Annotated in this window: 20 protein-coding genes; 14 read left to right on the top strand and 6 right to left on the bottom strand. The window is 57.0% G+C overall.

Annotated elements, in window-relative coordinates; genetic code table 11:
* The first annotated feature begins 355 nt into the window (after positions 1 to 355).
* Positions 356 to 1,903, top strand: coding sequence for an oligosaccharide flippase family protein (locus GOW56_RS19575; RefSeq protein WP_171206928.1), 1,548 nt, complete (start codon positions 356 to 358; stop codon positions 1,901 to 1,903).
* A 7-nt stretch (positions 1,904 to 1,910) separates the two neighbouring features.
* Here GOW56_RS19575 and GOW56_RS19570 read toward each other — a convergent pair whose 3' ends face one another.
* The 3 genes from GOW56_RS19570 to GOW56_RS19560 are packed head-to-tail and all read right to left on the bottom strand — an operon-like array spanning position 1,911 to position 4,768.
* The gene (locus GOW56_RS19570) at positions 1,911 to 3,074 is read right to left on the bottom strand and encodes a DegT/DnrJ/EryC1/StrS family aminotransferase (RefSeq protein ID WP_171206927.1); all 1,164 of its coding nucleotides are present in this window, start codon (positions 3,072 to 3,074) and stop codon (positions 1,911 to 1,913) included.
* A gap of 14 nt (positions 3,075 to 3,088) precedes the next feature.
* Positions 3,089 to 3,721, bottom strand: coding sequence for a GNAT family N-acetyltransferase (locus GOW56_RS19565; RefSeq protein WP_171206926.1), 633 nt, complete (start codon positions 3,719 to 3,721; stop codon positions 3,089 to 3,091).
* A gap of 27 nt (positions 3,722 to 3,748) precedes the next feature.
* A complete protein-coding gene (locus tag GOW56_RS19560) occupies positions 3,749 to 4,768 on the bottom strand; it encodes a GNAT family N-acetyltransferase (RefSeq protein WP_171172430.1) in 1,020 nt (339 codons plus the stop codon).
* Positions 4,769 to 5,002: 234 nt separating this feature from the next.
* On the opposite strand from GOW56_RS19560, the gene GOW56_RS19555 reads away from it, so the two are divergent.
* The 4 genes from GOW56_RS19555 to GOW56_RS19540 are packed head-to-tail and all read left to right on the top strand — an operon-like array spanning position 5,003 to position 8,889.
* Positions 5,003 to 5,962, top strand: coding sequence for a glycosyltransferase family 2 protein (locus tag GOW56_RS19555; RefSeq protein WP_171206925.1), 960 nt, complete (start codon positions 5,003 to 5,005; stop codon positions 5,960 to 5,962).
* Complete coding sequence (locus tag GOW56_RS22130; RefSeq protein WP_171120470.1) at positions 5,959 to 7,161, top strand: GNAT family N-acetyltransferase; 1,203 nt, start codon at positions 5,959 to 5,961, stop codon at positions 7,159 to 7,161. Before GOW56_RS19555 ends, GOW56_RS22130 begins: the two co-directional genes overlap by 4 nt.
* Before the next feature lie 7 nt (positions 7,162 to 7,168).
* The gene (locus GOW56_RS19545) at positions 7,169 to 8,212 is read left to right on the top strand and encodes a GNAT family N-acetyltransferase (RefSeq protein WP_171206924.1); all 1,044 of its coding nucleotides are present in this window, start codon (positions 7,169 to 7,171) and stop codon (positions 8,210 to 8,212) included.
* Complete coding sequence (locus GOW56_RS19540) at positions 8,209 to 8,889, top strand: polysaccharide deacetylase family protein (RefSeq protein WP_171206923.1); 681 nt, start codon at positions 8,209 to 8,211, stop codon at positions 8,887 to 8,889. Before GOW56_RS19545 ends, GOW56_RS19540 begins: the two co-directional genes overlap by 4 nt.
* On the opposite strand, the gene GOW56_RS19535 is transcribed toward GOW56_RS19540, so the two are convergent.
* Positions 8,886 to 10,244, bottom strand: a complete 1,359-nt coding sequence (locus tag GOW56_RS19535; protein WP_171172423.1) for an O-antigen ligase — start codon at positions 10,242 to 10,244, stop codon at positions 8,886 to 8,888. The two genes, GOW56_RS19540 and GOW56_RS19535, sit on opposite strands and share 4 nt — an antisense overlap.
* 115 nt (positions 10,245 to 10,359) lie before the next feature.
* A complete protein-coding gene (locus GOW56_RS19530; RefSeq protein ID WP_171172421.1) occupies positions 10,360 to 11,589 on the bottom strand; it encodes a right-handed parallel beta-helix repeat-containing protein in 1,230 nt (409 codons plus the stop codon).
* 69 nt (positions 11,590 to 11,658) lie between these two features.
* On the opposite strand from GOW56_RS19530, the gene GOW56_RS19525 reads away from it, so the two are divergent.
* From GOW56_RS19525 to GOW56_RS19485, 9 genes are all read left to right on the top strand, one after another.
* Positions 11,659 to 11,889 carry a hypothetical protein gene (locus tag GOW56_RS19525; RefSeq protein WP_171206922.1) on the top strand — a complete coding sequence of 77 codons (231 nt, stop codon included), beginning with the start codon at positions 11,659 to 11,661 and terminating at the stop codon, positions 11,887 to 11,889.
* A gap of 206 nt (positions 11,890 to 12,095) precedes the next feature.
* Positions 12,096 to 14,108, top strand: a complete 2,013-nt coding sequence (locus tag GOW56_RS19520; protein WP_171206921.1) for a right-handed parallel beta-helix repeat-containing protein — start codon at positions 12,096 to 12,098, stop codon at positions 14,106 to 14,108.
* A gap of 268 nt (positions 14,109 to 14,376) precedes the next feature.
* Complete coding sequence (locus GOW56_RS19515) at positions 14,377 to 15,090, top strand: bifunctional 2-polyprenyl-6-hydroxyphenol methylase/3-demethylubiquinol 3-O-methyltransferase UbiG (RefSeq protein ID WP_170346957.1); 714 nt, start codon at positions 14,377 to 14,379, stop codon at positions 15,088 to 15,090.
* A 175-nt stretch (positions 15,091 to 15,265) separates the two neighbouring features.
* Complete coding sequence (locus GOW56_RS19510) at positions 15,266 to 16,093, top strand: class I SAM-dependent methyltransferase (RefSeq protein ID WP_253282635.1); 828 nt, start codon at positions 15,266 to 15,268, stop codon at positions 16,091 to 16,093.
* Between the two features lie 286 nt (positions 16,094 to 16,379).
* Positions 16,380 to 16,649, top strand: coding sequence for a hypothetical protein (locus GOW56_RS19505; protein ID WP_171206920.1), 270 nt, complete (start codon positions 16,380 to 16,382; stop codon positions 16,647 to 16,649).
* Between the two features lie 76 nt (positions 16,650 to 16,725).
* Complete coding sequence (locus GOW56_RS19500) at positions 16,726 to 17,244, top strand: hypothetical protein (RefSeq protein ID WP_171172414.1); 519 nt, start codon at positions 16,726 to 16,728, stop codon at positions 17,242 to 17,244.
* Between the two features lie 210 nt (positions 17,245 to 17,454).
* Complete coding sequence (locus GOW56_RS19495; RefSeq protein WP_171206919.1) at positions 17,455 to 17,781, top strand: hypothetical protein; 327 nt, start codon at positions 17,455 to 17,457, stop codon at positions 17,779 to 17,781.
* Positions 17,782 to 18,027: 246 nt separating this feature from the next.
* Positions 18,028 to 19,647, top strand: a complete 1,620-nt coding sequence (locus GOW56_RS19490; RefSeq protein ID WP_171206918.1) for a glycosyltransferase family 39 protein — start codon at positions 18,028 to 18,030, stop codon at positions 19,645 to 19,647.
* Positions 19,648 to 19,699: 52 nt separating this feature from the next.
* Positions 19,700 to 20,698 (top strand): glycosyltransferase family 2 protein, encoded by a 999-nt coding sequence (locus tag GOW56_RS19485; RefSeq protein WP_171120446.1) that lies wholly within the window; start codon positions 19,700 to 19,702, stop codon positions 20,696 to 20,698.
* A 10-nt stretch (positions 20,699 to 20,708) separates the two neighbouring features.
* Here the strand turns inward: GOW56_RS19485 and GOW56_RS19480 are convergent, their stop codons facing one another.
* Positions 20,709 to 22,172 carry a glycosyltransferase family 39 protein gene (locus GOW56_RS19480; RefSeq protein ID WP_171120444.1) on the bottom strand — a complete coding sequence of 488 codons (1,464 nt, stop codon included), beginning with the start codon at positions 22,170 to 22,172 and terminating at the stop codon, positions 20,709 to 20,711.
* Positions 22,173 to 22,264 lie beyond the last annotated feature (92 nt).

The raw sequence follows: 22,264 nt of genomic DNA, 5'->3' as shown, positions 1-22,264 counted from the left end.
CCCGGCTTCCGGGCACTGGCCGCCACCGGACACATATCAGGCATCACATACTTGACGCGCTTGCCCATGAGGAGCCTGATCTGAGACACTGGGCCAGAAATTCTCCTTGAAACAGCAGATAACTTTCGGACACTAGACCCGCAGGTATCACCGAGTATGAAACAACCTTCTGACATTGAAAGAAAATCATGTGATTTCGACATAAAAAAGCGCGGTTTTCCTTGAGTAACAGCGACCCCGCCCAATTGCCAGAACGGCACTTCTCTATCCGGTTGGAATACTTGGGAGAGGAGATAAAAAGGAAACACTAACCCGTTATTCTGTTGTTTGTTTTGAATGTGGAAAGACAAAGCTGTTGAAGCCTTCGCCTAAATCCGAACCGACCGGTGCCGCAGTCCCGCGCGGCTCACCCCTTGTCGTCGGGGCCGCAGCACTGTTTGCGTCGGGTGTTTTCAGCCAGATTCTTGGCCTGCTGACACTTATCGTCACTGCCCGCCTGCTGACCCCGACGGATTTCGGTGTAATCGCCTATTTCGTCATCGCAGTGGCCTTGCTTGAAATCGCGCAGCGGGCGATTTCCATGACCCTGATCCGGCAACCCGAGGTAACCGAAGCGCACCTCAATACAGTTTTCACGATGCAGCTGCTGCTGGGTACTTCCGCCGCTGGTCTGATCTGGATCAGTGCACCCCTGATGGGGTTTCTGGGCTTGCCTGCCCTGACCGAGCTGATACCCGCCTTATGTCTGATCGCCATCGTCAGTTCACTCAAAAGCACACGGTTTCCCTTGCTGGAAAGGGATCTCAGGTTTGGATTCGTGGCTGGTGAAGAAGCCATCAGCCGCATCACATATACGTTGTTCGCAGTATGCCTTGCCTGGTTCTGGCGCGATTTCTGGGCCATTGTGGCAGCCAATTTCCTGACCCAGGTCGCACGCGTCATCTGGTCCTTTTCCGTCGCGCCGATGCGGCCCCGGCTGACGCTCAGATGCTGGCATGACTGTATCGACGTATCATCATGGTCACTGGGCGCACAGATCACGCAATTCCTGACGACCAACATGCCGCAAATCATTATCGGAGCCACGTTGGGGCTGGCGGATGCGGGTATTTTCAGAATCGGCTTTCGCCTTGTGTCACTGTTCACCAGCCAGGTCATCGGGCCACTTGAGCGGGTGATCTATCCCGGGCTCGCCAGCATCTCCAGAACTCAGGGCAACGACCGCGAAGCCTTTGAACAGGCCAATGCCATTCTGCTGGGAATCATCATTCCCGTCAGTGTCGGAATGGCGCTGGTTGCAAATCACCTGATCGTCGTGGTGGCCGGATATGAATGGCTGGCAGCCTCTCAGGTCATCTGGGTGCTCGCCCCGCTCAAGGCCATTGAAACGCTACAGGCCAATGTCCGTTCGGCAAGCTATGTGCAGGGCGACACGAAACGGCTGTTCCTGCGCAACAGTATCCTGCTGGTCGTAACAACCATACTGGTGCTGCTGGGATCCAACTATGGATTTGTGGGCGCGATCCTCGGATCCGGCGCAGCCAGCCTGTTCGCGATTGGGCTGGCGCTGGTCATGGCCAAGGATTTTGGAACCGGGGGGCTTCTTACACCCATTCTCATGGCCTGGCGCACATTCGCCGCGGCCATCGCAATGGTCACTGCGGTTCTCATCGTCAGCAGCGCCTATGGCAGTGGCGACGCAATCGGCTGGGCTTACGATTCAGCCGAAGACCTGCCCCTGCTGCGCATCCGCTTTGCCGTCAAGGTCATCGTCGGCGTGTTCACCTATATCGCGATCCACCTGTTGCTTTGGCAGCTGTCAGGGCGCCCAAAGGGATTTGAAAGCCTGACGCTCGAACTCGCATCGAAACTGCGCAACAGGATTGTCGCCAGGGTGTCCTGAGTCACACTCACCCCTGCAATGCCCGCTTCAGTTCCGAGACGATGTAATCGACATGCGCCTCGGAAAGATACTGGTGCAGCGGCAGTGACACGGCGTCATTCTTAAGCGCCATCGCTTCGGCCTGTCCGGTCCAGTCGAGATTACGGTTGAATCCCGCCCACCAAGGTGTTGCCCCGATCCCGCCGTGTTGCAAAGCCTGCACGACACGGTCGCGCTCCTCCACCAACACCGGCATGTTCAGCGGGCAGGTGTCGACCGTCAGCTCGGGCACAAGCATGCGCACACCCGCGACATCAGCCAGAAGTTCACGGTACCTTTCCCAGTTTGCCCGGCGCGTTGCGATGGCCTCGGATACGGAAAACGCCCGCAAGGGGCGGGCCGCAAACGCGCTCATGCGGGTGCTGCGCAGAGCCGGATCAAAGTAGTAATGGCTTGGAATATCTTCCAGTTCTCTCTCAGGGCACATGTCCACGGGGATTTGTTCGCCGCCCCGCAACGCCTGCACCAGCCCTTTCAGGCGCGCTGTACCAAGCACATTGCCCAGCCCGGCCCGCAGCAGCATCTTGGTGACCATCTTGCGGGGGGGCGGGCGTGTAAACGGATGCTCAGCATGCAGATCCGGCGCGTTGATCACCAAGGCGCCGCCGCCCAAAACCGGAACAAACTTGTAAAAACAGAAGACCGAAACGTCACCCACCCGGCCTTCGGCGGGGGTCTGACCACTCAGCAGGCTCAGCGCGCAATCTTCGATCAACCGCAACCCGTGCCGGTCACACAGCGCCCGCAGCCCGGTCAGTGAGGGTTGGATCACGCCGAAGTAATGCGTCACGTAAATCGCCCGCGTGCGCTCCGTGATAAGCGGTGCAATGCGATCCGGATCAGCCAGTAAATTGTCCGAGACAGGATACAGCCGGACCGAAAGACCCGCGTCGATCAGCGGATCAACCTCTGAGCCGCAATTATAGGCTGGCACCAAAACCTCGTCCCCGGGCTGCAAGGCCAAAAGATCACAGGCCGCCCGGATCGCCACGCGGGTATTGAAACTCCAGAAAACCGGGCGTTTCCGAAACAGGGCCGTATATCCGCCTGCCGGGTCCCGGCGAAACAGATTGGCAAACTGCATGGGCGGGTCGCCGCAATAAAGCGCGGTCTCATGTGTGTCGCTGCTCATGCCACCCCCGCATTTCAGTACTGCCGCCAAGTCCGATGATGTGTCAGGCGGTATTCATTGCAGTGCCCAACCGGTGAAAACCCCGTTTTCAGGATATTGAGCCTGGAAGGTAAATTGTAATCCCGGCAATTGGTATAAAACCCGTCGATTCCCGCGGATATTTTGTTGGCAACAATCGTGTCCCAAAGCCGGCCCTGCAAATTTCTGCCGCGGTATTCTGGCAGGACATAAACATGCCAGAACAGCTCTTCTGTGTCGGTGAGGGGCACAAAGAAATCGCGGCTATGCGCGGCATCCCTAACCCAGGCCACCGCCTGGATGCGCCCCTCTTCCGTCAGCACCCAAAGCTGCCACCCGGCGTCCAGCCATTCCAGCATTCCCCAGTCATGCGCCGCCTCAGGGTCCATCAGGCTGGCCAGTTCGTCACTGGTAAGGTCTTCGCGTGATCGGATTTCCCGCACCTGTTGCGCGTCCTGCCCGGCTTGTGATTGGGCAGCACAACTGGTCGCGCCCAGCCGGAATACCAGATGGCGTTTGCGCACAAAGCTGTCCATCAGGGCCAGCCAAAGCTGCCGGACAAGAACAACCGGCCCACGTCGCGCGGCCCCCCGGATCAGTTGCAATTTGCCTTTCTTAGCCAGATTCATACTTCGCCTTACCAATCGTTCAGGGACCTAACCCGCAGCTGCCCTCTTGAGCTTTTTCAACTGCCCCCGGATCAGATCACGCGCATTTCCCGTCAGGTACACAGACCGGTTCAACACCTTTTCACGTGCTGAAATCCGCTGCACGACGCGCGGATTGAACTCTGACTTGTACTTGTGAATGTTGAACTTCTTCTCGCCCGAAACCGGTACGTGATAGCCCTCGACATCCAGGGTGCTACAGCCCTTGCCCTTGGCCCATCTCATGGCCTCCAACCACAAGGCCGGGGCGATACGCAGATTGCCCGCCGCCCGCAGATGATCCGGCTCGGTGGTGAAATGCCGGCCGTGCACAATGTCCCTGCTGCGATACACCAAAAGCCCGGCAAGAAAGGCCTCTTGCTGCCAGGCCATGATCACGGTGCCAATCTCATCGGGCCGCAATACATCTTCAAACATCGCCTCATATGCAGGAAGGCTCAGCTCGGGCAGCCTGCGCGAAACGCGCAACCGGTTCATGCTCTCGAGAAAAATGCGGAACTCTTCCGGGGTCTGCGCGCTTCGGAACGTCACGCCCTGCCGTTCGGCGCGCCTGACCTCGCGACGGGCGCTTTTGGAAAACGCCGCCATGATCTCTTCGCTCGTGACCGATATGTCGACCCATCCGGTTTCACGAAACTGATCTTCTTCAGCCACGCGCCAACCCGCACAAGACAGAGCGGCATCCAGTGTGTCGGCCTCTTCTTCGGTCCAGAACGGGGTGACAGTCAGGCTGCCGACCCTTGAAAACCCCGGCTGTCGGCACAGGCCATCCAGAAACGCCACCATGTCGGCGGCATCGTCGCAAACCGGGCCGCTCAGGCAGTGGGCCCGGGCCCAGGCGCCGGGCAGATACGGGTGCGGTTCAAGTGAGATCAGAGCGACACCCACAAGCGCCCCATCCCGGCGCGCCGAGGCATAAATCACCTTGCGATTCAATCTTTGTTCCGAATTCGTAAACAACGGAGATTGCCGCGGATGCTGATGCCGGGCCGCATTCAGAAACGTCATCCATTCGGCATTCCGGTCTGCGGTCAGGGTTTCAGTGCATTCAATCGCAACACTATCTTGCCCTTCAAGTTCCTGCACAGCCAAACTAATACCTCAATATACCGGTTTATTCGCTCTGAATTTCACAGCTACTATTTAACAACAGCCGTCGCTTAATGACGTTGAGTGTATTCATAGATCAGAACAATGGCTAAACAATTTGAAAATGTAAGCGAGTAACGAGAACAGGGTTTCATGACTTCACCGTCACACGGCACGCAGAGCGAGTGCGCTGTTTCCATTGTCATCGTGAACTGGAATACCCGGGACATTCTTCGGGACTGCCTGATATCCATTTCCCGGCAGACCCGGAAGCCGCATGAGGTCATCGTCGTCGACAATGCATCAAGCGACGGATCTGTCGATCTTGTCCGTGACGAATTCCCTGATGTTCGCTTGATCGCCAATGACGCGAACCGGGGATTTGCCGCCGCCAACAATCAGGGTCTGGAAATCGCACGGGGTGACAATCTGCTGTTGCTCAATCCCGATACCATCATTCTGGATGGTGCGATCGATACCATGCTGGACTGGCTGGATCAGCACCCGGATGTCGGCTGCGCTGGATGTCAGGTCCTGGAAGATGAAACCACCATTCAGCGCACCTGTTTTGCCGACCCGGGTCCGGGAAACCTGGCGCTGATCGAGTTTGGGCTGCACCGCCTGTCTCGGCGCAATCCGCTTCTGGCCCGCGCCGAGTACGGAGACTGGGATCGGTGTTCGCAACGCGAGGTCGACGTCGTCTCGGGCATGTTCATGCTTGTGCCCCGTCGTGTCTTCGAGGCCGTGGGTCTTCTGGACGAGGCATTCTTCGTCTACTCGGAAGAGGCCGACTGGTGCCGTCGCATCCGCGATGCAGGCTGGAAATGCGTGTTCACCCCCGAAGCGCGCATCCTGCACCTTGAGGGAGGCGGCAAAAGCACCGCCCAGATCCGCTCGCGCATGTATGTTCAAATGCAGAAAAGCAAGATGATCTATCTGCGCAAACATTATGGCCTTTGGGGCCTGTTCCGCGGCCGGATGGTATTTGTGGGGTCATCCGTATTGCGCTTTGTCATGTCGGTCGCAAATCAGCGGGAAGAAGCTGCCGCGCGGCGGCGTCTGGCCCGGGCCTCGCTGCGCTATCACCTGACCAGCCAGGAGCCGACAGAGTGACCGACACAGACGTCCGGCTGACATTCAAATGGGTTGATGGGGTCAAGGGCCTTGAACACATGACCGATGCGTGGGCCGCACTGGCCCGACAGACCGGCGCGGACATCTATGCCGCTCCGGTCTGGGTCCTGACCTGGTGGGCTCATTTCGGGCGCGGTAAAACGCTCCGGACCCTTGTGGCATATGACGCCCAGGGGCAGCTGGTCGCTTTGCTGCCGTTCATGATCTATCCGGTTTGGCTGGGGCCTGTGAGGATCCGTATCGCCAAATTGGCCGCAACCGATCCCAACACGGTGATTTTCCAACTGGCCGCCACGGAAACCGCGCTAAAGAACAGCTGCGCCGAGGCCCTGAACGGCCTTCTCGACGATGGCCGGGCGCATCTGGTCAGTTTCACCCCCGCCTCGGAACACGGCACCATGCTGGCAGCCGTCCGCAATGGGGTGGCACCGGGGCTGGCGCTGATCGACACGCCGGCTGGCACCCATACGGTTTTTGAACTGCCCGATACGTTTGAGGGCTATCTTGCCAACCTGTCCAAGAAACGGCGGGGTCAGTATCGGCGGGATCTGAAACACCTACAGAATGACCACGGCCTGACAACACGGATGGTCCATCCTGATGCGCATCAATTCGGGGATTTCGTCGACTTCCACAACCGGCAATGGCAGGAGGTTGGAAAAGGAGGCCATTTCGTGGATTGGCCTGGCAGCGCCGCCTTCTACTGCGATCTGGCAGACGCCACCCAGCAGGGGCAGGAAACCTGGTTTGTCGAACAGCAGGGCCAGGACGGCCCCCTTGCCACCCAATTCTGCCTGGTCAAGGGGCAGACCTGCCATTGGCGGTTGCCCGCCAGATCGACCGACCCGGAACTGGAACGCCTCAGCCTTGGGAAAATCGGTCTGGTTCAGATGATCGAACAGCTGATCGCCGCAGGCGTGACGCGGATCGAAGCCGGGGTTGGCGCATATGGTTACAAGCTGGTCTATGGCGGTGAATCGGTGCCCACTCATCGCCTGATCGTCTCAAGGCGATCAGGAATATCCCCTGTCTTGCTGAAGCTCTGCCTTGGTTGGGCGCGTGTGTTGCACCTGGTCTATTACAGGCTCTGGTTCGGGCGGGTTGCACCCCGGCTGAGGGCCGTGATCCCGCTGAAAAACAAATCGCTGTGGTCCAGCTGGATCAAAACAAGAATATGAGGCGGATATGATCGCATATCAGCTCTCCGCACGGGTTCTGCCTGAAGAAAAGTGGCCCGCCCTCAGCGCGTCGTTCCGCGACCTGACCCTTGAACACAGCCTGACCTATGCCCGCGCGGCGGCCCGCCGGATCGGGGCAGACGTACAGTTCCTGATGCTCACCACCCCGGACGGGCAGCCTGTTGCCGCCGCATGTCTGCGCATCAAACATGTTCCCGGCCTGCGGCGCGGCATTGCATGGCTTGCCGCCGGACCACTGGTACAGCATGTCGATCGGCCTGATCCCGACGCTGCAACACTGCGTGCCGTGCTGGCCGCACTGCGTACGTATGCTCAGGAGAGCGGGCATATCCTGCGCCTGCGGTTTCCGGCCACACCCTGGCATGATGTTGCATTGCTGGATCAGCTGGCCCGTAGCGAAGCGTTTTTGCCCACCGATCGATCCCCGACCTATCGAACCGTGGTCGTGGATTGTACCCAGGACGAAGACACACTGATGCGTACCCTGCACGGAAAATGGCGCAACCCCCTGCGCAATGCGCTGAAAGCCGGTCTTGATCTGGATATCGTGCCGATTGCACAGGCAGCCGACCGGTTTCATCCGATGTATACCGAGGTTCAGGCAGCCAAAGGCTTTCGGCCGGATATCCCGCCAGAATTCTATTATGGCCTTGAGGGGGCTGACTTTGCTCATGAGGTTCTGTTTGCCCGCAAGGACGGGGCCGACATTGCCGCGATGACGCTGGGACGGGCTGGGTCCAATGCCGTCTATCTGTTCGGGGCCACTCTGGACACCGGGCGGCGCCTGAATGCCGGGCATTATCTGATGTGGCATTCCATGCTGCGCTGTCGCGACCTGGGCCTGAAGTATTTCGACCTGGGCGGGATAGATCCTGAAGCCAACCCTTCCGTCACACGTTACAAGCTGCGCACGGGCGGCACAGAGCTGCGCGCAGCGGGCCCGTACGAGTTCCGCCCTGCCGGCGCCAGCTCTGCCCTGATCAGCATCGCCGAAACCATTCACGCCCGCCTGAAGAAACTGCGCTCATGACAAAGCCCATCGGTATCAACTTTCACGGCATCGGAACACCAAAACGCCCTCTGGAACCGGGCGAGGCCCCCTATTGGCTTTCGGTTGAGCAATTCGAACGGGTTCTGGACCGGATCGCCGCAGACCCCGATCCGAACCGGTTCACCATCACCTTCGATGACAGCAATCTTTCGGATCATGACATCGCCCTGCCAGCGCTGTCGGCACGGGGGCTTCGAGCACGGTTCTTTGTCCTGACCGGGCGGATCGGGCAGGCCGGGTCATTGGATACCGGGCATCTGCACGCGTTGCAGGTCGCCGGCATGACAATCGGCAGCCATGGGGTCGACCATCTTGCCTGGCCGACGCTGGATGACGCCGCACTGGTCCGGGAACTCAGCGAATCCCGCACGCAGTTGGAAATGATATGCGCACTCCCGGTAACCGAGGCAGGCATACCCTTTGGACGGTATGATGCTCGTGTACTGCGCGCCCTGCGCATGGCCGGATACACGGCCGCCTGGTCAAGCGATGGCGGAACCTGGCAAAAGAACGCTTTCCTGCGCCCCCGAACATCCTTGCGCGAGGATATGACTGATCACCAGATACAAGCGGTCCTGTCTGGCAGGGTCGCGCCCTTACGCCGCCTTCGGCGTGCATTGGGAATGGCCAGACGGCGCTGGACGACGACCGGCTAGCGGGTGCGTGCAACGCGCCCGATAGACAGTTCTCCGGGCAGGGCCCTGGGAAACCGGGTATACCGCATCTTTCGCCCTCCTTCCTCGGCCTGGGCCTGGTCCCCATCCTGACCGGACCCGTCATCTGCATCCAGAAACCAAACCCCTGCCCCCAGCAGAAACATCAAAAAACAGAACGTGGCATCCCAAAGGTGGACGGTGACGGCCGACACGCAAAGGCCCAGCAGCGAAATCAGGTATCCAAGGCGCGCATCTGCCGTTGCCCCGGTCAAATTTCTGCTGCCCAGTTGAAAGAACGTGACGATGACGGCCCCCACCAGCAGAAACAAGGCTGGAAAGCCGTGCCGCAACGTGACCACGAGCCAGAAATTGTCGACGCTGCTCAGCAGCACCATCCAGTGGGGGCGGGTCCAGTCATGCAGGCCGATCCCGAATATCGGGTTCCGTAAAATATCGTCAGACGCAAAGTTGAATGTGTGGATTCGCGCCCATGCCGTGCCAGGTGTCAGCGTGAAATGAGTAGCAAAGATCTGGAACATACTCCGGTTCGAACCGATTTCGGCAATGAAATACAGGACGCAAAATATGCTCAGCAGAACTTTCCATTTTTTCCTGAGGAACTGAAAGACCCAATTCCATCCCATCAGCGCCAACTGAATGACGACATTCAGAAACGCACCCGATGAAAGGGAAAAGAACACCGCCCCCCCTACTACCGAGGTCAGGCCAACCTTCTTGAAGAACGATTTATGCCATCCCAGCACATACCAGGTCAGCGCGAAGGCCGGCGCACAGAACACGCCGAACAGGATAGGATGCGGCATCGTTGTCTGCGCCCGCAGCAATCCAAGCCGAGGTTCGAAAATCCACTTCTGATAGACGCTTAAAACCTTGCCGAACAGGTTCAACAGCGGGGTCTTGCCCGTAAAGGATTCGAACAGAGCAAAAGGCAGAAGAATAAGGATGAGCAGGAACAGGCATTTCACAAAATACCGAAACGATTCCAGATTGCGGATATAGGTGCGGGCAATGAAATAAGGCACCAGAGTTTCGATCATGAACATTCCGATGAACTGCCACATCGATGCCAAACCATGATTGACTGAAAAGGACAGAGCCGACCAGAAGCTGAATGAAATCACCAAAATATCAATCGGCCTGATCTTTCCAGCCTTGCCGCTCAGCCATCCGATAATCGCAGGAAACATGAACAACAGCAGGATCACCCGATACCCGCTGAGCTTGAGCCCCCCCAAGTGGAAATAAAACGGCATCGCAAAGGAGAAAATGAGCAAGGCGAGAACGATCGGCTTGGTCGCCGGGGCGCTGGCTTTCGCTGACAAAACGGCTGTCATCTAAAATTCCTGCCTTTAAACGGATAACACATTACAGATTGCACTAACATATTGTCAGTATTCTGGCCGTGCGCTCGAAGCCAATCACTTTTCCACAACATTGCCCGCAATGTCCTCATCGCGAGGGGTAGGATTGCGACAAGCTGGACCCCGCATTCAGGCGATCAATCTGGCTGCCGGGGCGCACGCCGTATTCGTTGTATCCGTCTTTCCTGCCTTGCGCGTAATAGATGAACTGGCTGTCATAATGCCCACCCTGAGAGGGGGTCTGATCCTGAATCAACGCATTGTTGAGCACAACCCAATCGCGCTGGTTCTCGTGCCCGATGATATTGGCCACCGCATTCTGCTCAATGACCACCGAGGTCGAATCCGGAGAAATGTTGATGACCGGAACCGAATGACCGCCGGGCACATGGATCACCGAGTTCTTTCTGATCGAGATATTGTCCGAGCCATGGATCGAAATGCCGTGAATATGACCATTGTAGATCATGTTGTTTTCAACCAGCACATTGCGGTGTCGCATGACTGGGTTGCCGAGGTCCTTGCCGTCTCCGCCAGCCCAGATGGTCTGGGTGAAATCGCCACCGGCCATGTCGAATATATTGTCACGGATAACTATGTCCGAAGACCCCCGGGGCGATACCCGCATAATCTGGATCATGTCGCGGTGATCCTGGGATCCAGCCGCACCGCCAAAATCGTGAAACCGGTTCCGCTCGATTGTCAGGCCATCTGCGGCATCCACATCAACCCCATCGGACCGAATCGTGTGAATGTTGTTGCCCGTAAAGACAAACTGCCGCGATTGCACGGACAGAACTGCTGTCCACCATCTGCGAAACTCGTTGCCTGAAAGGGTCAGGTTCCCGCCCCGCTCGATTTTCAGGCCGATCCCGATACTGTACCCGTCCGCCTCGGACCCTGTTCCCCTTGCAGTCCCACCGTCGAACACGGAATTCGATATCACAATGTCCGTACTGTTCAGGATGACGAAATAGGCAATGAAATGCGGGTCGCCCGCATTGTAGGTGTAATCGAAATAGACACCATCCAGATGCACATTCCTGGCTCCTTCCAGAACCAGACGGGTAAAACAGGCCGGCGCGGCAGGATCGGCGGACCGGATCACCACGGGTGACCGGTATGCTGTGTTCATCCTAAGGGTTCCATAATTCCCCGGCGCCAGAAGAAAGATTTCCCCGCCCTGGGCATTTTGCAGGGCTGCGCCAAGATCGGCGGCATTTGCGACCGGCTGCCCCTTGGTCTGAGTTGCGGGAAGGTGCGTTCGCACGTCTCGCCCCTGACAGGGGGTCTGGGCCGCCACATCAAAACCCAACATGAGCAGTAGCGCCCCTGCCAAGACGAGAATCCGGGACCCGGCCATAACGCACCTTTCTGATAACCACACTTGCAGGAAAGTGTAGGCAAGGCGGGTTCCACTGTCTATCGCGCCTGCTTGCCCGTCTGGCGCCATGGCACGCCCGAATGGCCCTTGCAACGCCCAGGTTTCCCTTACGGCACCGGGCAATTCATTGCCGATGCCTATCGCCCATACGCAAGGACACGCCTGAATGATGGCTATTTTGTGGCCATTGTTGCCCTGGAGGAATCAATTCGCCAAACCCTAGGCAACCGCTAAGGGAAGTGGAACAATTCCCGGTATCGAGTATCGAGTTCACTCGGAAATGACTGCAAAAGGGCAAAATTGTCCTCATACAGGCAACAGTTTCCAAACATAGCCATATTCCGGCCAATCTGTCGCCCTTGTGCGACTGTTCCATACCCCTTGGGTGAGCGGGATCTTCAGCGCTTTGGGATAAGCGCATTTGGAAACACAGGTGAAAGATGTCGACGACTATCATTGTAACTTCCGCCGCAGAGCTGAACCAGGCTTTGTCACAGGCCAGCGGTGGTGAGACGATCCTCCTTACTGCAGGTGACTACGGGTCACTGAACCTCCACAATACCAATTTCGCATCGAACGTGACGATCCAGTCCGCGGATCCGAATGCGAAAGCCAGCTTCTCGGATGTGCACCTCAAGCAATCTTCGAACATCACGTTCGACAGCATCAAGTTTGACTACAGCTTCAGTGGTGGCGACCACCACTTTCAAAGCAAATTCGGCGTCTACGACAGCCAGAACATTACGTTCAACAACTCGATCTTCGACGGCGATGTTGCCAGCGGCACCGGAACATCGGCAGACGGTACCGGCTATGGCACAGGTCTGAACATCGCCGGCTCGACCAATATCAACATCAACAACACCGAATTCTCACAATGGTGGAAGGCTGTCATTGCGGTGAATTCCGACGGGATCAATGTCACCGGCAACGACATCCACACGATCCGCTCCGATGGTCTGGTCTTTGACAATGTCGACAACATCCTGGTCGAGAACAACCACCTGCACGATTTCGGCGGCGCGGCTGGCTCGGGCGATCACCGTGACATGATCCAGATTCAGCGCGCCTATGGCAGCGGCAGCGACAACATCACCATCCGCAACAACCTCTTTGACATGGCCAACGGGGATTTCACTCAGACCATCTGGGCTGGCGGTGACGGCAAGAACATCGACGATCCCAGCGTGATCCACCACAACGTACTGATCGAAGGGAACACGATTTACAACGGTCACTTCCACGGGATCTCTCTTTATGGTGTGGATGGGCTGACGATCACCAAAAATTCGGTCCTGCACGTAGACGAAAAGACGCTGACAGGCGGGATCGAAATCCCGGCCATCAACGTTTCCGCCGGTTCCAAAAACGTCACCATCGATCAGAACATTACGTCTCAGATCGTGGGGTATAACGGGCAGGCTGACTGGAACGTAGCCAACAACGCCCTGATTCAGCCCAGTGAGTACGATCAGAACTTCACCTATCAGGCAACGGCACAGGGGAATGGCTACAACCAATATGTCGTCGTCCCGGGCAGCCTGGCTGACACACTGAACGCCGGCTCTGCCGTCTCGCACGGTGCCACGGGATCCACCCCTCCGCAGCAGGTTACCCCCGGGGGATCACAACCCAACACCAACCCCACACCACCGGACAGCGGGTCCGGGCAACCCGATACCGGATCCGGGCAACCCGATACCGGGTCCGGGCAGCCTGACACCGGGTCCGAGCAGCCCGATACCGGGTCCGAGCAGCCCGACGCCGAGTCCGAGCCTGTTCTTGGTGCCGACCCGCAGGGCGAACTGATGATCGACATAACCCATCAGGACAGCCCGGAGACTATCGGACGCCTGGACGAGGTTTCTTACGTTGGTAAAACCCATGTTCCGGCCGATGAGACGCAGGCCGAAGGCGATACAAGCGCCGAGCAGCCTGACACCGGCTCTGAACCTGCCCATGGTGGCGGCTGGCAAAGCGAGTTGTCGATGATCGACATATCCAATCAGAATAGCCGGGGGAACATCGGAACCCTGGACGGAATTTCTGACGCGTCGCAGGTTAGCTTCTCGGTCGACATAACCCGTGACGAAGGTGAAACGGGTGCTGAACGGCTTGTATGGAACCATTCGAATTTCGGTCTGAAGCTGAACAAGAAAGGGCATCTGGTCGCAAAAGTCGACAACAATGATGACGGGTTCCGTAAAGGCTTCAAGGTCAAGGATGTCGAGTTGAACGACGGTGAAACACATCAGGTCACCCTGATGGTTGATCAGGACACCGACCGCCTTCAGATTCTGGTCGATGGTGCCGTTGTCCTGGACGAAACCAATACGGATTTCGATTTCGCCGACGGACAGGAAAGAGACTGGTACGTTGGTGACAGCGTTGACACCTTTGCGGTCGGCGAAGAAGCCCCGTTTGTCGAGCCGTATTCTGATTTGTTCGCGTAACGGCAAAGATCGCTGAAAATACAGCCTATTGATTACCACTGCATGGGCGGGTACCGAAAATTCGGACCCGCCCATATCTATTCCGCCCCCTGGCATTGCCAGTCATGTAAACTTGGGTGCATACGTTCTTTGAATGCTGTCGGCATTCATCTAAAGATTGGTCAAACAGCCATGTCACTGCCTTAAAAGGCGTATTGCAAAAATCTTTTTATCGCGATTGGCCCCGTTTCGAACGCCGCGCAAGGTTACGGGTTTTTTGGGAGAGTAAATGGTACAGTCAGAAATACGCTGGCACACGGATTGCAGACAGGATTATCTGGATACGGTCTGGAACATCATAACAGATGAAAAACCGGCCCGGATCATGGAAATCGGTGGCACGACCAGCCGATCGACCGGCGACAAGACACTGCCTGATCATGTCACATCCTTCACGATCAGTGACATAAGTGCCGAAGAGCTTTCCCATGTTTCCGATGAGTTCGACACCCTTCAGATCAACGCCTGCGGCGATGTCAGCCATGTGGATCAGAGGTTCGATCTGATCATGTCCAAGTTTTGTGGCGAGCATATGCCCGACGGCAAGCAGTTCCACAAAAACATGCATCACCTTCTGGCGGATGGTGGCGTTGCTGTTCACTTGGTGCCAACCATTTTCGCCTCGCCGTTCCTGATCAACTGGCTGTTTCCCGAACAACTGACACGCAAGGCGGTTCAACTGTTGCAGCCCCGGCGCTTTGATGGCCAGAATACCGGCAAATTCCCCGCCTACTACTCACTGTGTCGCGGCTCGACCCCGTACATGCGAAAGGCGCTGGCGGATGTCGGGTTTTCGAGCATCGAAGTACATGAATATTACGGGCACCATTACTATGATAAGATTTTCGGCCTGCGGCAGCTGGATAACGGGCTGGCGCGCCTGTGCGCCCGGCGCGAATGGGCGGTCTATTCTTCCTATGCCATCATCGTAACGCGCAAGTAAGTGCCCCAGACCGGGCCCACGGCGTTTGACAGGAAGCCACCAAGGCCTGAGGCTGTGGAAAGAGCGGAGCCACAAAACAGCCAAACAGACGAAGTAATGGAATTGACGCCCCAGTTTATGAATACCCGCTTCGACAGGTGGAGCGCATGACAAGTTGAGATCCGAGGACGTAGAGATGTTAGAGTCGAAAAGTTATCAGGCCTATATGAACAGCCCATACAAAAGCAGTAAGCATTCCACTTACTTCGATGTGTATGACAAACTTTTTTCTCCTTACATCGGAAAGGATATCACGTTTGTTGAGATCGGCGTTCTGGGTGGTGGATCTCTTTTCATGTGGCGGGAGTTCTTTGGCCCTCAGGCCCGCATCATCGGCGTTGAACTGAACCCCGATGCAAAGCGCTGGGAACAGGAAGGGTTCGAGATTTTCATCGGCAGCCAGAGCGATCCGGATTTCCTTGAAAAAATTGTAAGGGAAGTCGGTGATATCGACATCGTTCTGGATGATGGCGGCCACACCTATGAACAACAGATCATTACGACGGAATGCCTGTTGCCACACATCAAGGATGGCGGGATGCTTGTCGTGGAGGACACGCATACATCCTACATGGAAGGGTTCGGGCTTCGGAACCGATCCTTTATCAAATATGCCATGAACATGGTTGATCGTATCAACCACCGTTTCGCAAGGTTGACACCGAATGCTGCAGAAAAACGCGCCTGGGGGATCAGTTTCTTTGAATCCTTTGTGGTGTTTGACGTTAACCGCAAAGCGACCTCGGTTGTGTCTGCCCCGACCGAGAACAACGGTGAAGATTTGCACGCCAAGGATTTCAGGCATGCAGATAATCAGACCTACGAAACCCTGCTGAAAACATCCAAGGGGCTTTCCGCGCTCAAGGCGGTTCCGGGCATGCGTGCAGTGGCGAAACTGGTTCGGGCGACGGTGTCTCTGCCGTCCAACATGAAACGCGCCCGCAAGTTGAAAGAGTATTTCTGAGCGGGTGATGGGCACTCGTGCGCCATGTATCTGCAGAAAACGAGTAACATGAGCTTCGCGCTACCAGTCAAATTCCGTCAGCCTACTTGTTTATGCGTTCACAACCGCACCGGGCTTGGTCAAGGATGGCAGAAACCCGGATGACTGGCGCACCCGAAGATGGGATGCCTCTTAACTGGACGACCGAGGAAGGTCGCTGGGCGATGGAGGTTCTCTATTTCATGTTTTACAGGAACGTTTTCTGCCTGTCTCGCAGGCCAGTCTGGCGGCAGGTGTCTTCCTTCTGTTGTCATGGATGCTGGCGCGGCAATCCAGCGATCGTGATAACCGACCCTTTGCGACCTTCCTGATTTTCACGCTTGGCGTTCATCACATCTACATGATCAACGCCCTTACTTTTTCGAGCCACGTGTTTGCTTTCCCGCTGGCGTTGCTGCTTTCCGTTGCGGGGTTTAAGTGTTTTGAACGGGGCATTTTGCAAGGTTTTGGCGCGCGGGTGATCTGGCTTTTGATCGGTGCGCAATGCATTGCGCTTTGCGCAGGCCCAGCTGCGTGACCACGTCCCCACGACCAACCGTATCGCGATGCCCTCTCTCCACGAGTTGCAGGGCAAGCTTGAAACGGTCCTTTAATTGCTTGGCCAAATCTGGCGGGGGTCGCTACAAAGAATACCCTGGGCAATCAAGATCCTGAACACCGCCTATATCGGAATCGGGTTCTTGCTGGGCGTTGGGCTGAGCATTTCAGTCCTTATACGGAACCCGCACAACTGGGTGAATGTCCTGCGTATCCTGACGGGCATGACCGGTATTCTCTTGCTGCCCTTACTGATCTGGTTCTCCTACGTTGGGCAGTGGATACCGTCACGGGCCGTCGCCTATGTAGGTTTACCGGCTACGGTTTTCTACTTGGCTGTTGGTGCAGGAATACGGGTACAGGGATTAAAGTCACCGGCCATTCTGGGTCTGCCCCTGATCGTTGCGCTTACATACGCGGTCATGGCGCGGTTCGTCTGGTACGATCAGTCCGAAATGGGAGGCCGTGATGAGGCGCTTGCCGAACAAATCATGACACGGCTCTCAGACCTGGAAGGTTACGACGGTGCGCCATTCCGCATCGTCGGGCATACAGACTATCCCGATCTGGATTGAGGAGACATGATCGGCTGGACCGTATTTCACGCCGGAAACTTTCGTCCCGGTATCTTCAAGAACATGTATGATCTGGACTGGTAAGCTGACGGCGGGCTGTATGAAGGTCCCAAAGCCTGTGACGCCTTCCCGGCCGCAAATTCCGTCTATCTGTATCATGGTGCCGCCTATATCTGCCTGTCACAAAGCCCCGGCTTTTCCGGCAACTTCATGTGCGCTGACAGCGACAAGCCCGAAATCGGTCGTGTCTGTGTCACGCCCACAGCAGTTCTGCGGTTCTCGGAAATCCGCGTGCGCCCTATTCGCGGGGACCGAATTGACGTGATACATGTCGCGATGCCAACCGTCCGCAGCGCATTTCACGACGTCGAGAGCCGCGGCTACACTATACATGGCGGGTGTTTCTATACCGCAGGCTGGAACGGTGAAGTGCCGGACGTGACCGACGTGTCGATGGTCGGCGGGGATGGTGCCGTCATCTGGTCCGAAAAGCTGACGCTCAGCGCGGTACGATATCCATTCGATAGCGCAGAATAAGGCGTGCCCGAGCCAGGCCACGCAACGCGCCAGAGTGACTTGAGCCACATCCTGTAGTATCATTCCCGGATTATCGGTCCGAGTAGATGTGTTTCAGAGTGGCTGTTTTTTGCAATGATATCATCAGATGAGAAAAGCGTTTTTCTAATCGGGCGTGAATACCGCACATATGCTGTCCTGTGTGTCCTGGGTGTTGCTCTTATATGTGTTGTCCTGCTGCGGCTCTGGGGGATTGAGCAACGCAGCATGTCCCATCCGGAAATCTATATCCCCGGTATCGAGCTGGTTCCGGGTATTTCCGAGCCACCGCCCCGCCATGATCTTGCCGGAACGATCTGGTGGCATTTCCATGACGAACCGCATCCCATGGGGTGGTATGTCAGCATGCTGGGCTGGACAAAGCTGTTCGGAACCTCACATCTGTCACTGCGGTTTCCGGGCGTCCTGTTTGCCATGGGATCGGTGCCGCTGATTTTTCTGATTGCGCGCAGCATATTCGGATCGTCCATCGGCTGCCTGGCCGCATTGCTGTTGTCGCTTCACGGCTTCCACATCTTCTGGAGCCAAATGGCACGTATGTATGTCGCCGGCGCCTTCCTCTCCCTACTGGCGACCTGGCTTTTGCTCTGCCTGGTGAGAACACCCAGACCACGGCCCTGGCTTGAGCTTGCTTATGTCGCGTCAGTTGTGGCCGGAGTGCTGACAGTCGAGTTTTTCTGGCCCCTGATCATGATCCACCTGTTGTGGACTGCATTGGTTCTGCCCCGGTCCGAGTTGGTACCGACCCGCTTTTCACACAGGATCGGCCTGTGGCAGGGTGCCCGGTTGTTTCAGATACAATCCCTTGCCTTCATCCTTGCCGCCCCTGCGCTGCTGCATGCCGTCTATCGCGCGCGCAAAGGCGCAGCGTTTGATCCATACCCGGGTTTTCTGGTCGAGTACTTCTCTTTCGGATTTCTGTTCGCCAAAGACGCATTCTCCATTCCACAGCTACAGATCAATGTGATCTGGAGCTGGTTACTTCTGGCCTTTGCCCTGCTGTTGCTGACAGCCAGCCTGAAAGCCCCCAAGCGCGAGGCACCGATTTTCGCCACGACCCCTCGGATTCCCGTCTGGATTCCGGGCCTGCTGGCTGTTTGCTCAGCCAGCTTCATATTCTGGCTCGCCTCAATCGCACACCGTCGGAACGAAGCCCTGATGGCAATGACCATCTTGCCGTTTTTGGCATTGCTCATCCCTGCCTTGGGCGCGGTCTGGGGCAGGTTTGTCCCCCGCCTTCCATCGCGCACCCTGCATCACCCTCAGGAACGGGCACTGCTTTTGTGGCTGCTGGCGGTTGCCGCACCGTTGATCCTATTTGCAGCGTCCCATGTGGTATCCGTCCTTGCCTCGCGGGCTTTTCTGGTTTTTGTGCCTTACCTGCTGATCCTTTCCGCGGCCGGGGCGGTCTGGTTGTTTCAGAACATTCGCTTCAGGCTGGCAACGACAAGCCTGTGCCTGCTCGTCTTTGCTGCCAGCGTACCCTACGCCACCCGAAAGCCCGGCGCGCCCAACGATTATCAAGGCATTGCGCAAGCCGTGCTATCTGAAATGCAGCCCAGCGATCTTGTTTTTCTGAGGAACCGGGATTGGGTCGATACACCGCTGTTCTATTACATCAATGATGCGAATTTCGTCGTCTCCGAATACGATATCTCTTTGCGCACCAACCCCACATCCCGCGTCTGGCTGATCACGTGGCCCCACGAAGGAGAGCTTGTCATCACCGATGCACGGCGTGAGGCGTTGAGTGACTATGAAAAGACACAGAAATTCGAAAAACTACGCGCGCAGGCAGAACTTTTTGAGCCTAAGGTAAAACCATGATCACCTGTGCTCAAACGAACGAAAAAAGGCCTGCGTCATGGTGACGTTAAACATGAGTACCCCCACATTTCTATCTCGGGGGACAGCCCCGGACCAAAACGTCCCGACACTCAGCATCATTGTACCTATGTTCAATGAGGAAGAAGTTCTGCCGGTTCTGTTCGAACGTTTGGGGCAATTCCTCGATCAGCTTGGGGAAAGCCACGAGATCATCTGCGTCAACGACGGCAGCACAGACGCGACCGCCAGGATTCTGGCTGCGGCGCATGAGCGCGATGATCGTATCAAGGTGCTGAACTTTTCACGTAATTTCGGCAAGGAAATCGCATTGACGGCGGGGCTGGATGCAGCTGCGGGTGAAGCCGTTGTTCCCATAGACGCGGATTTGCAGGATCCGCCTGAACTGATCGAGACATTTCTGGAAAAATGGCGCGAAGGGTTCGATGTCGTCTATGCCGTCCGGCGCCACCGCGACAGCGATACCGCGATGAAACGCTGGACAGCGCGGAAGTTCTATCAGGTCATCAACCGGCTTTCGGGGGTACCGATACCCGCCAATACCGGCGATTTCCGCCTTATGGACCGGCGCGTGGTTCAGGCTGTAGGGCAGCTGCGCGAGCACAACCGCTTTATGAAGGGCCTTTTTGCCTGGGTCGGGTTTCGGCACACCGAGGTGGCGTATGACCGCCCCGAGCGTGCGGCGGGGCAGACCAAATTCAACTACTGGCGCCTTTGGAACTTTGCGCTGGACGGTATTACCGGGTTCAGCACCGTGCCTCTCAGGATTGCGGGCTATGTCGGCATGCTGACTGCGTTGGCCGCGATCATCTATGGTGTTTTCCTGATCTCACGCACCCTTGTCTACGGGGTGGATGTACCCGGCTATGCCTCATTGATGGTTGCAGTGCTGTTGATCGGTGGCCTGCAACTTGTCGTGCTGGGCGTCATCGGGGAATATCTGGGGCGGCTTTATGCAGAGGCTCAGAAACGCCCGCTTTACATTGTCGAAAGCAGCCTGGGGTTTGAGCCCCTGGACGGTCATTCATCCTGACCCCTCGGCCTCATCTGCGCCGGTAGACAAGAACCTGCCCGTCCCCCAGCGTCCCGGCAAACGCATGCACGCGTTCCAGCCGCCCTTCCGCATCACGTTGCAGATCAGGAATGGCACGGAACATCCGGTCTGGGAACAGAACAACCAGCGTCACAGGGCCAGGTTGGGCCATGGCCTCGGAATAGTCCTGCGCATCCCCGATGGTTCCCCAGTCGGCATCGAAGTGGTCTTCGAAAAGGGGGCCGCCCGGGTTGATCGCATATACCCGTTCTGACGGGCTGCGGGTTTCTTCCACAAGCGCAAAAGCCCCCGCCAGATCCTGTTTCGGAGCAGAATAGTTCCGCTGCACCAAGAACACGGACACCACGATCATCGCCAGAACGCCCAACGCAAAGAGCGGCGATCCAAACCGGGGCTGTTGAGCCCACCGTGCCACCGCATCAGCACCGTATCGACACCCCACAACGGCCAGAATAATGATCAGCCCGATATCGACGAAAAAGAACCTCGGCCAGATCCGCATCTCAAGCGACAGCAGAAGCAGCAGCGTCACGGCGATATGCATGGCGATGGACGGGAAAAACAACGGCTGCGCCGCATGCGCCCCCACGGCACCGAAGACGATGACGGCCAGCCCACCGATCGCGATGAACAACATCAGCGGGCCGGTATCCCCAACCGCGGTCCGCAAACCTTCGACAATTGTCCAGAGCGGGTTCTGGTATTCCTGCATGGGGTCCACGGCGGATGTCGCCGAAACCTCGCTCACCGTGCCCGCTATGCTTGGCAAGATCGGCAGATACGCGAACAGGACCAGAACCAGCGCAACCGCAACACCCACCAGCGGATGCAGCACCCATTCGCGGGTCAAAGTGCCCCGGCCGAACCCGGTCACAAGGGAAAGCAGCCAGATGAGACCCAGTGCAACAAAGAAAAATGCACCGGTCAGATGGGTGAAAACAGCGGCCGCGGCGGTAAAGCCGAATGCAACCCAGGTGCCGGTCGCTGGCTGGCGCATCCCCCGCAGAAAGAAAATGAAGCCAAGCGTGCTCCAGAATGCAAGCTCGGTATATCCGCGCGCGTTCTGAGAGAACCAGACCTGATGATAGGACAGGGCCACCAGCAAGGCAGAAACATGCGCAATCGTGCTGTCTGCAACCTCTTTTGCCAGCCACCAGATTACCCCGACTAGACCGACGCCAAACAGGACGGCCGGAAACCGGTATGCCCAGGCCTGATCTCCGAAGATCTGGGAAACCAGCTTTGCCTTCATGCTGAAAAAGTAATGATGGTTCATCGAATATTCGCGCATCATCTCATTCCACGGAAGGCTGACATGCGTATCGACGGTCCGGATTTCGTCATACCACAGGGGCGCGTTCAGCCCGGCGCTTCTGAGGACTGCGGCAAGAAGAAGAATGAACAGGAGTATTGCCAGATCGTTGCGGTCAAGCGCGGGGGAAGGCTGTTTCATGGGCTTCTCCAGTCCACTCGGTTCAGGTCAGGCACCCGGCAAAATCGTCGGCCTGGACACGGCGCATGCAGGTGCCGGTCCTTCTTTCGCAT

Origin of the sequence: Ruegeria sp. HKCCA0235A, assembly GCF_013033235.1 — a bacterium.
Classification (GTDB): Bacteria; Pseudomonadota; Alphaproteobacteria; order Rhodobacterales; family Rhodobacteraceae; genus Ruegeria.
The sequence above is the reverse complement of the archived record's forward strand: the minus strand, read 5'-3'. Positions and strand labels throughout refer to the sequence as shown.

Coding starts and splice junctions, on each gene's coding strand:
- GOW56_RS19570 (WP_171206927.1), bottom strand. CDS start 3,074: ATGAGCAGCGACACACATGAGACCGCGCTTTATTGCGGCGACCCGCCC.
- GOW56_RS19565 (WP_171206926.1), bottom strand. CDS start 3,721: ATGAATCTGGCTAAGAAAGGCAAATTGCAACTGATCCGGGGGGCCGCG.
- GOW56_RS19560 (WP_171172430.1), bottom strand. CDS start 4,768: ATGACGTTTCTGAATGCGGCCCGGCATCAGCATCCGCGGCAATCTCCG.
- GOW56_RS19555 (WP_171206925.1), top strand. CDS start 5,003: ATGACTTCACCGTCACACGGCACGCAGAGCGAGTGCGCTGTTTCCATT.
- GOW56_RS19545 (WP_171206924.1), top strand. CDS start 7,169: ATGATCGCATATCAGCTCTCCGCACGGGTTCTGCCTGAAGAAAAGTGG.
- GOW56_RS19540 (WP_171206923.1), top strand. CDS start 8,209: ATGACAAAGCCCATCGGTATCAACTTTCACGGCATCGGAACACCAAAA.
- GOW56_RS19535 (WP_171172423.1), bottom strand. CDS start 10,244: ATGACAGCCGTTTTGTCAGCGAAAGCCAGCGCCCCGGCGACCAAGCCG.
- GOW56_RS19530 (WP_171172421.1), bottom strand. CDS start 11,589: ATGTTGGGTTTTGATGTGGCGGCCCAGACCCCCTGTCAGGGGCGAGAC.
- GOW56_RS19520 (WP_171206921.1), top strand. CDS start 12,096: ATGTCGACGACTATCATTGTAACTTCCGCCGCAGAGCTGAACCAGGCT.
- GOW56_RS19515 (WP_170346957.1), top strand. CDS start 14,377: ATGGTACAGTCAGAAATACGCTGGCACACGGATTGCAGACAGGATTAT.
- GOW56_RS19510 (WP_253282635.1), top strand. CDS start 15,266: ATGTTAGAGTCGAAAAGTTATCAGGCCTATATGAACAGCCCATACAAA.
- GOW56_RS19495 (WP_171206919.1), top strand. CDS start 17,455: ATGTGCGCTGACAGCGACAAGCCCGAAATCGGTCGTGTCTGTGTCACG.
- GOW56_RS19490 (WP_171206918.1), top strand. CDS start 18,028: ATGTCCCATCCGGAAATCTATATCCCCGGTATCGAGCTGGTTCCGGGT.
- GOW56_RS19485 (WP_171120446.1), top strand. CDS start 19,700: ATGAGTACCCCCACATTTCTATCTCGGGGGACAGCCCCGGACCAAAAC.
- GOW56_RS19480 (WP_171120444.1), bottom strand. CDS start 22,172: ATGAAACAGCCTTCCCCCGCGCTTGACCGCAACGATCTGGCAATACTC.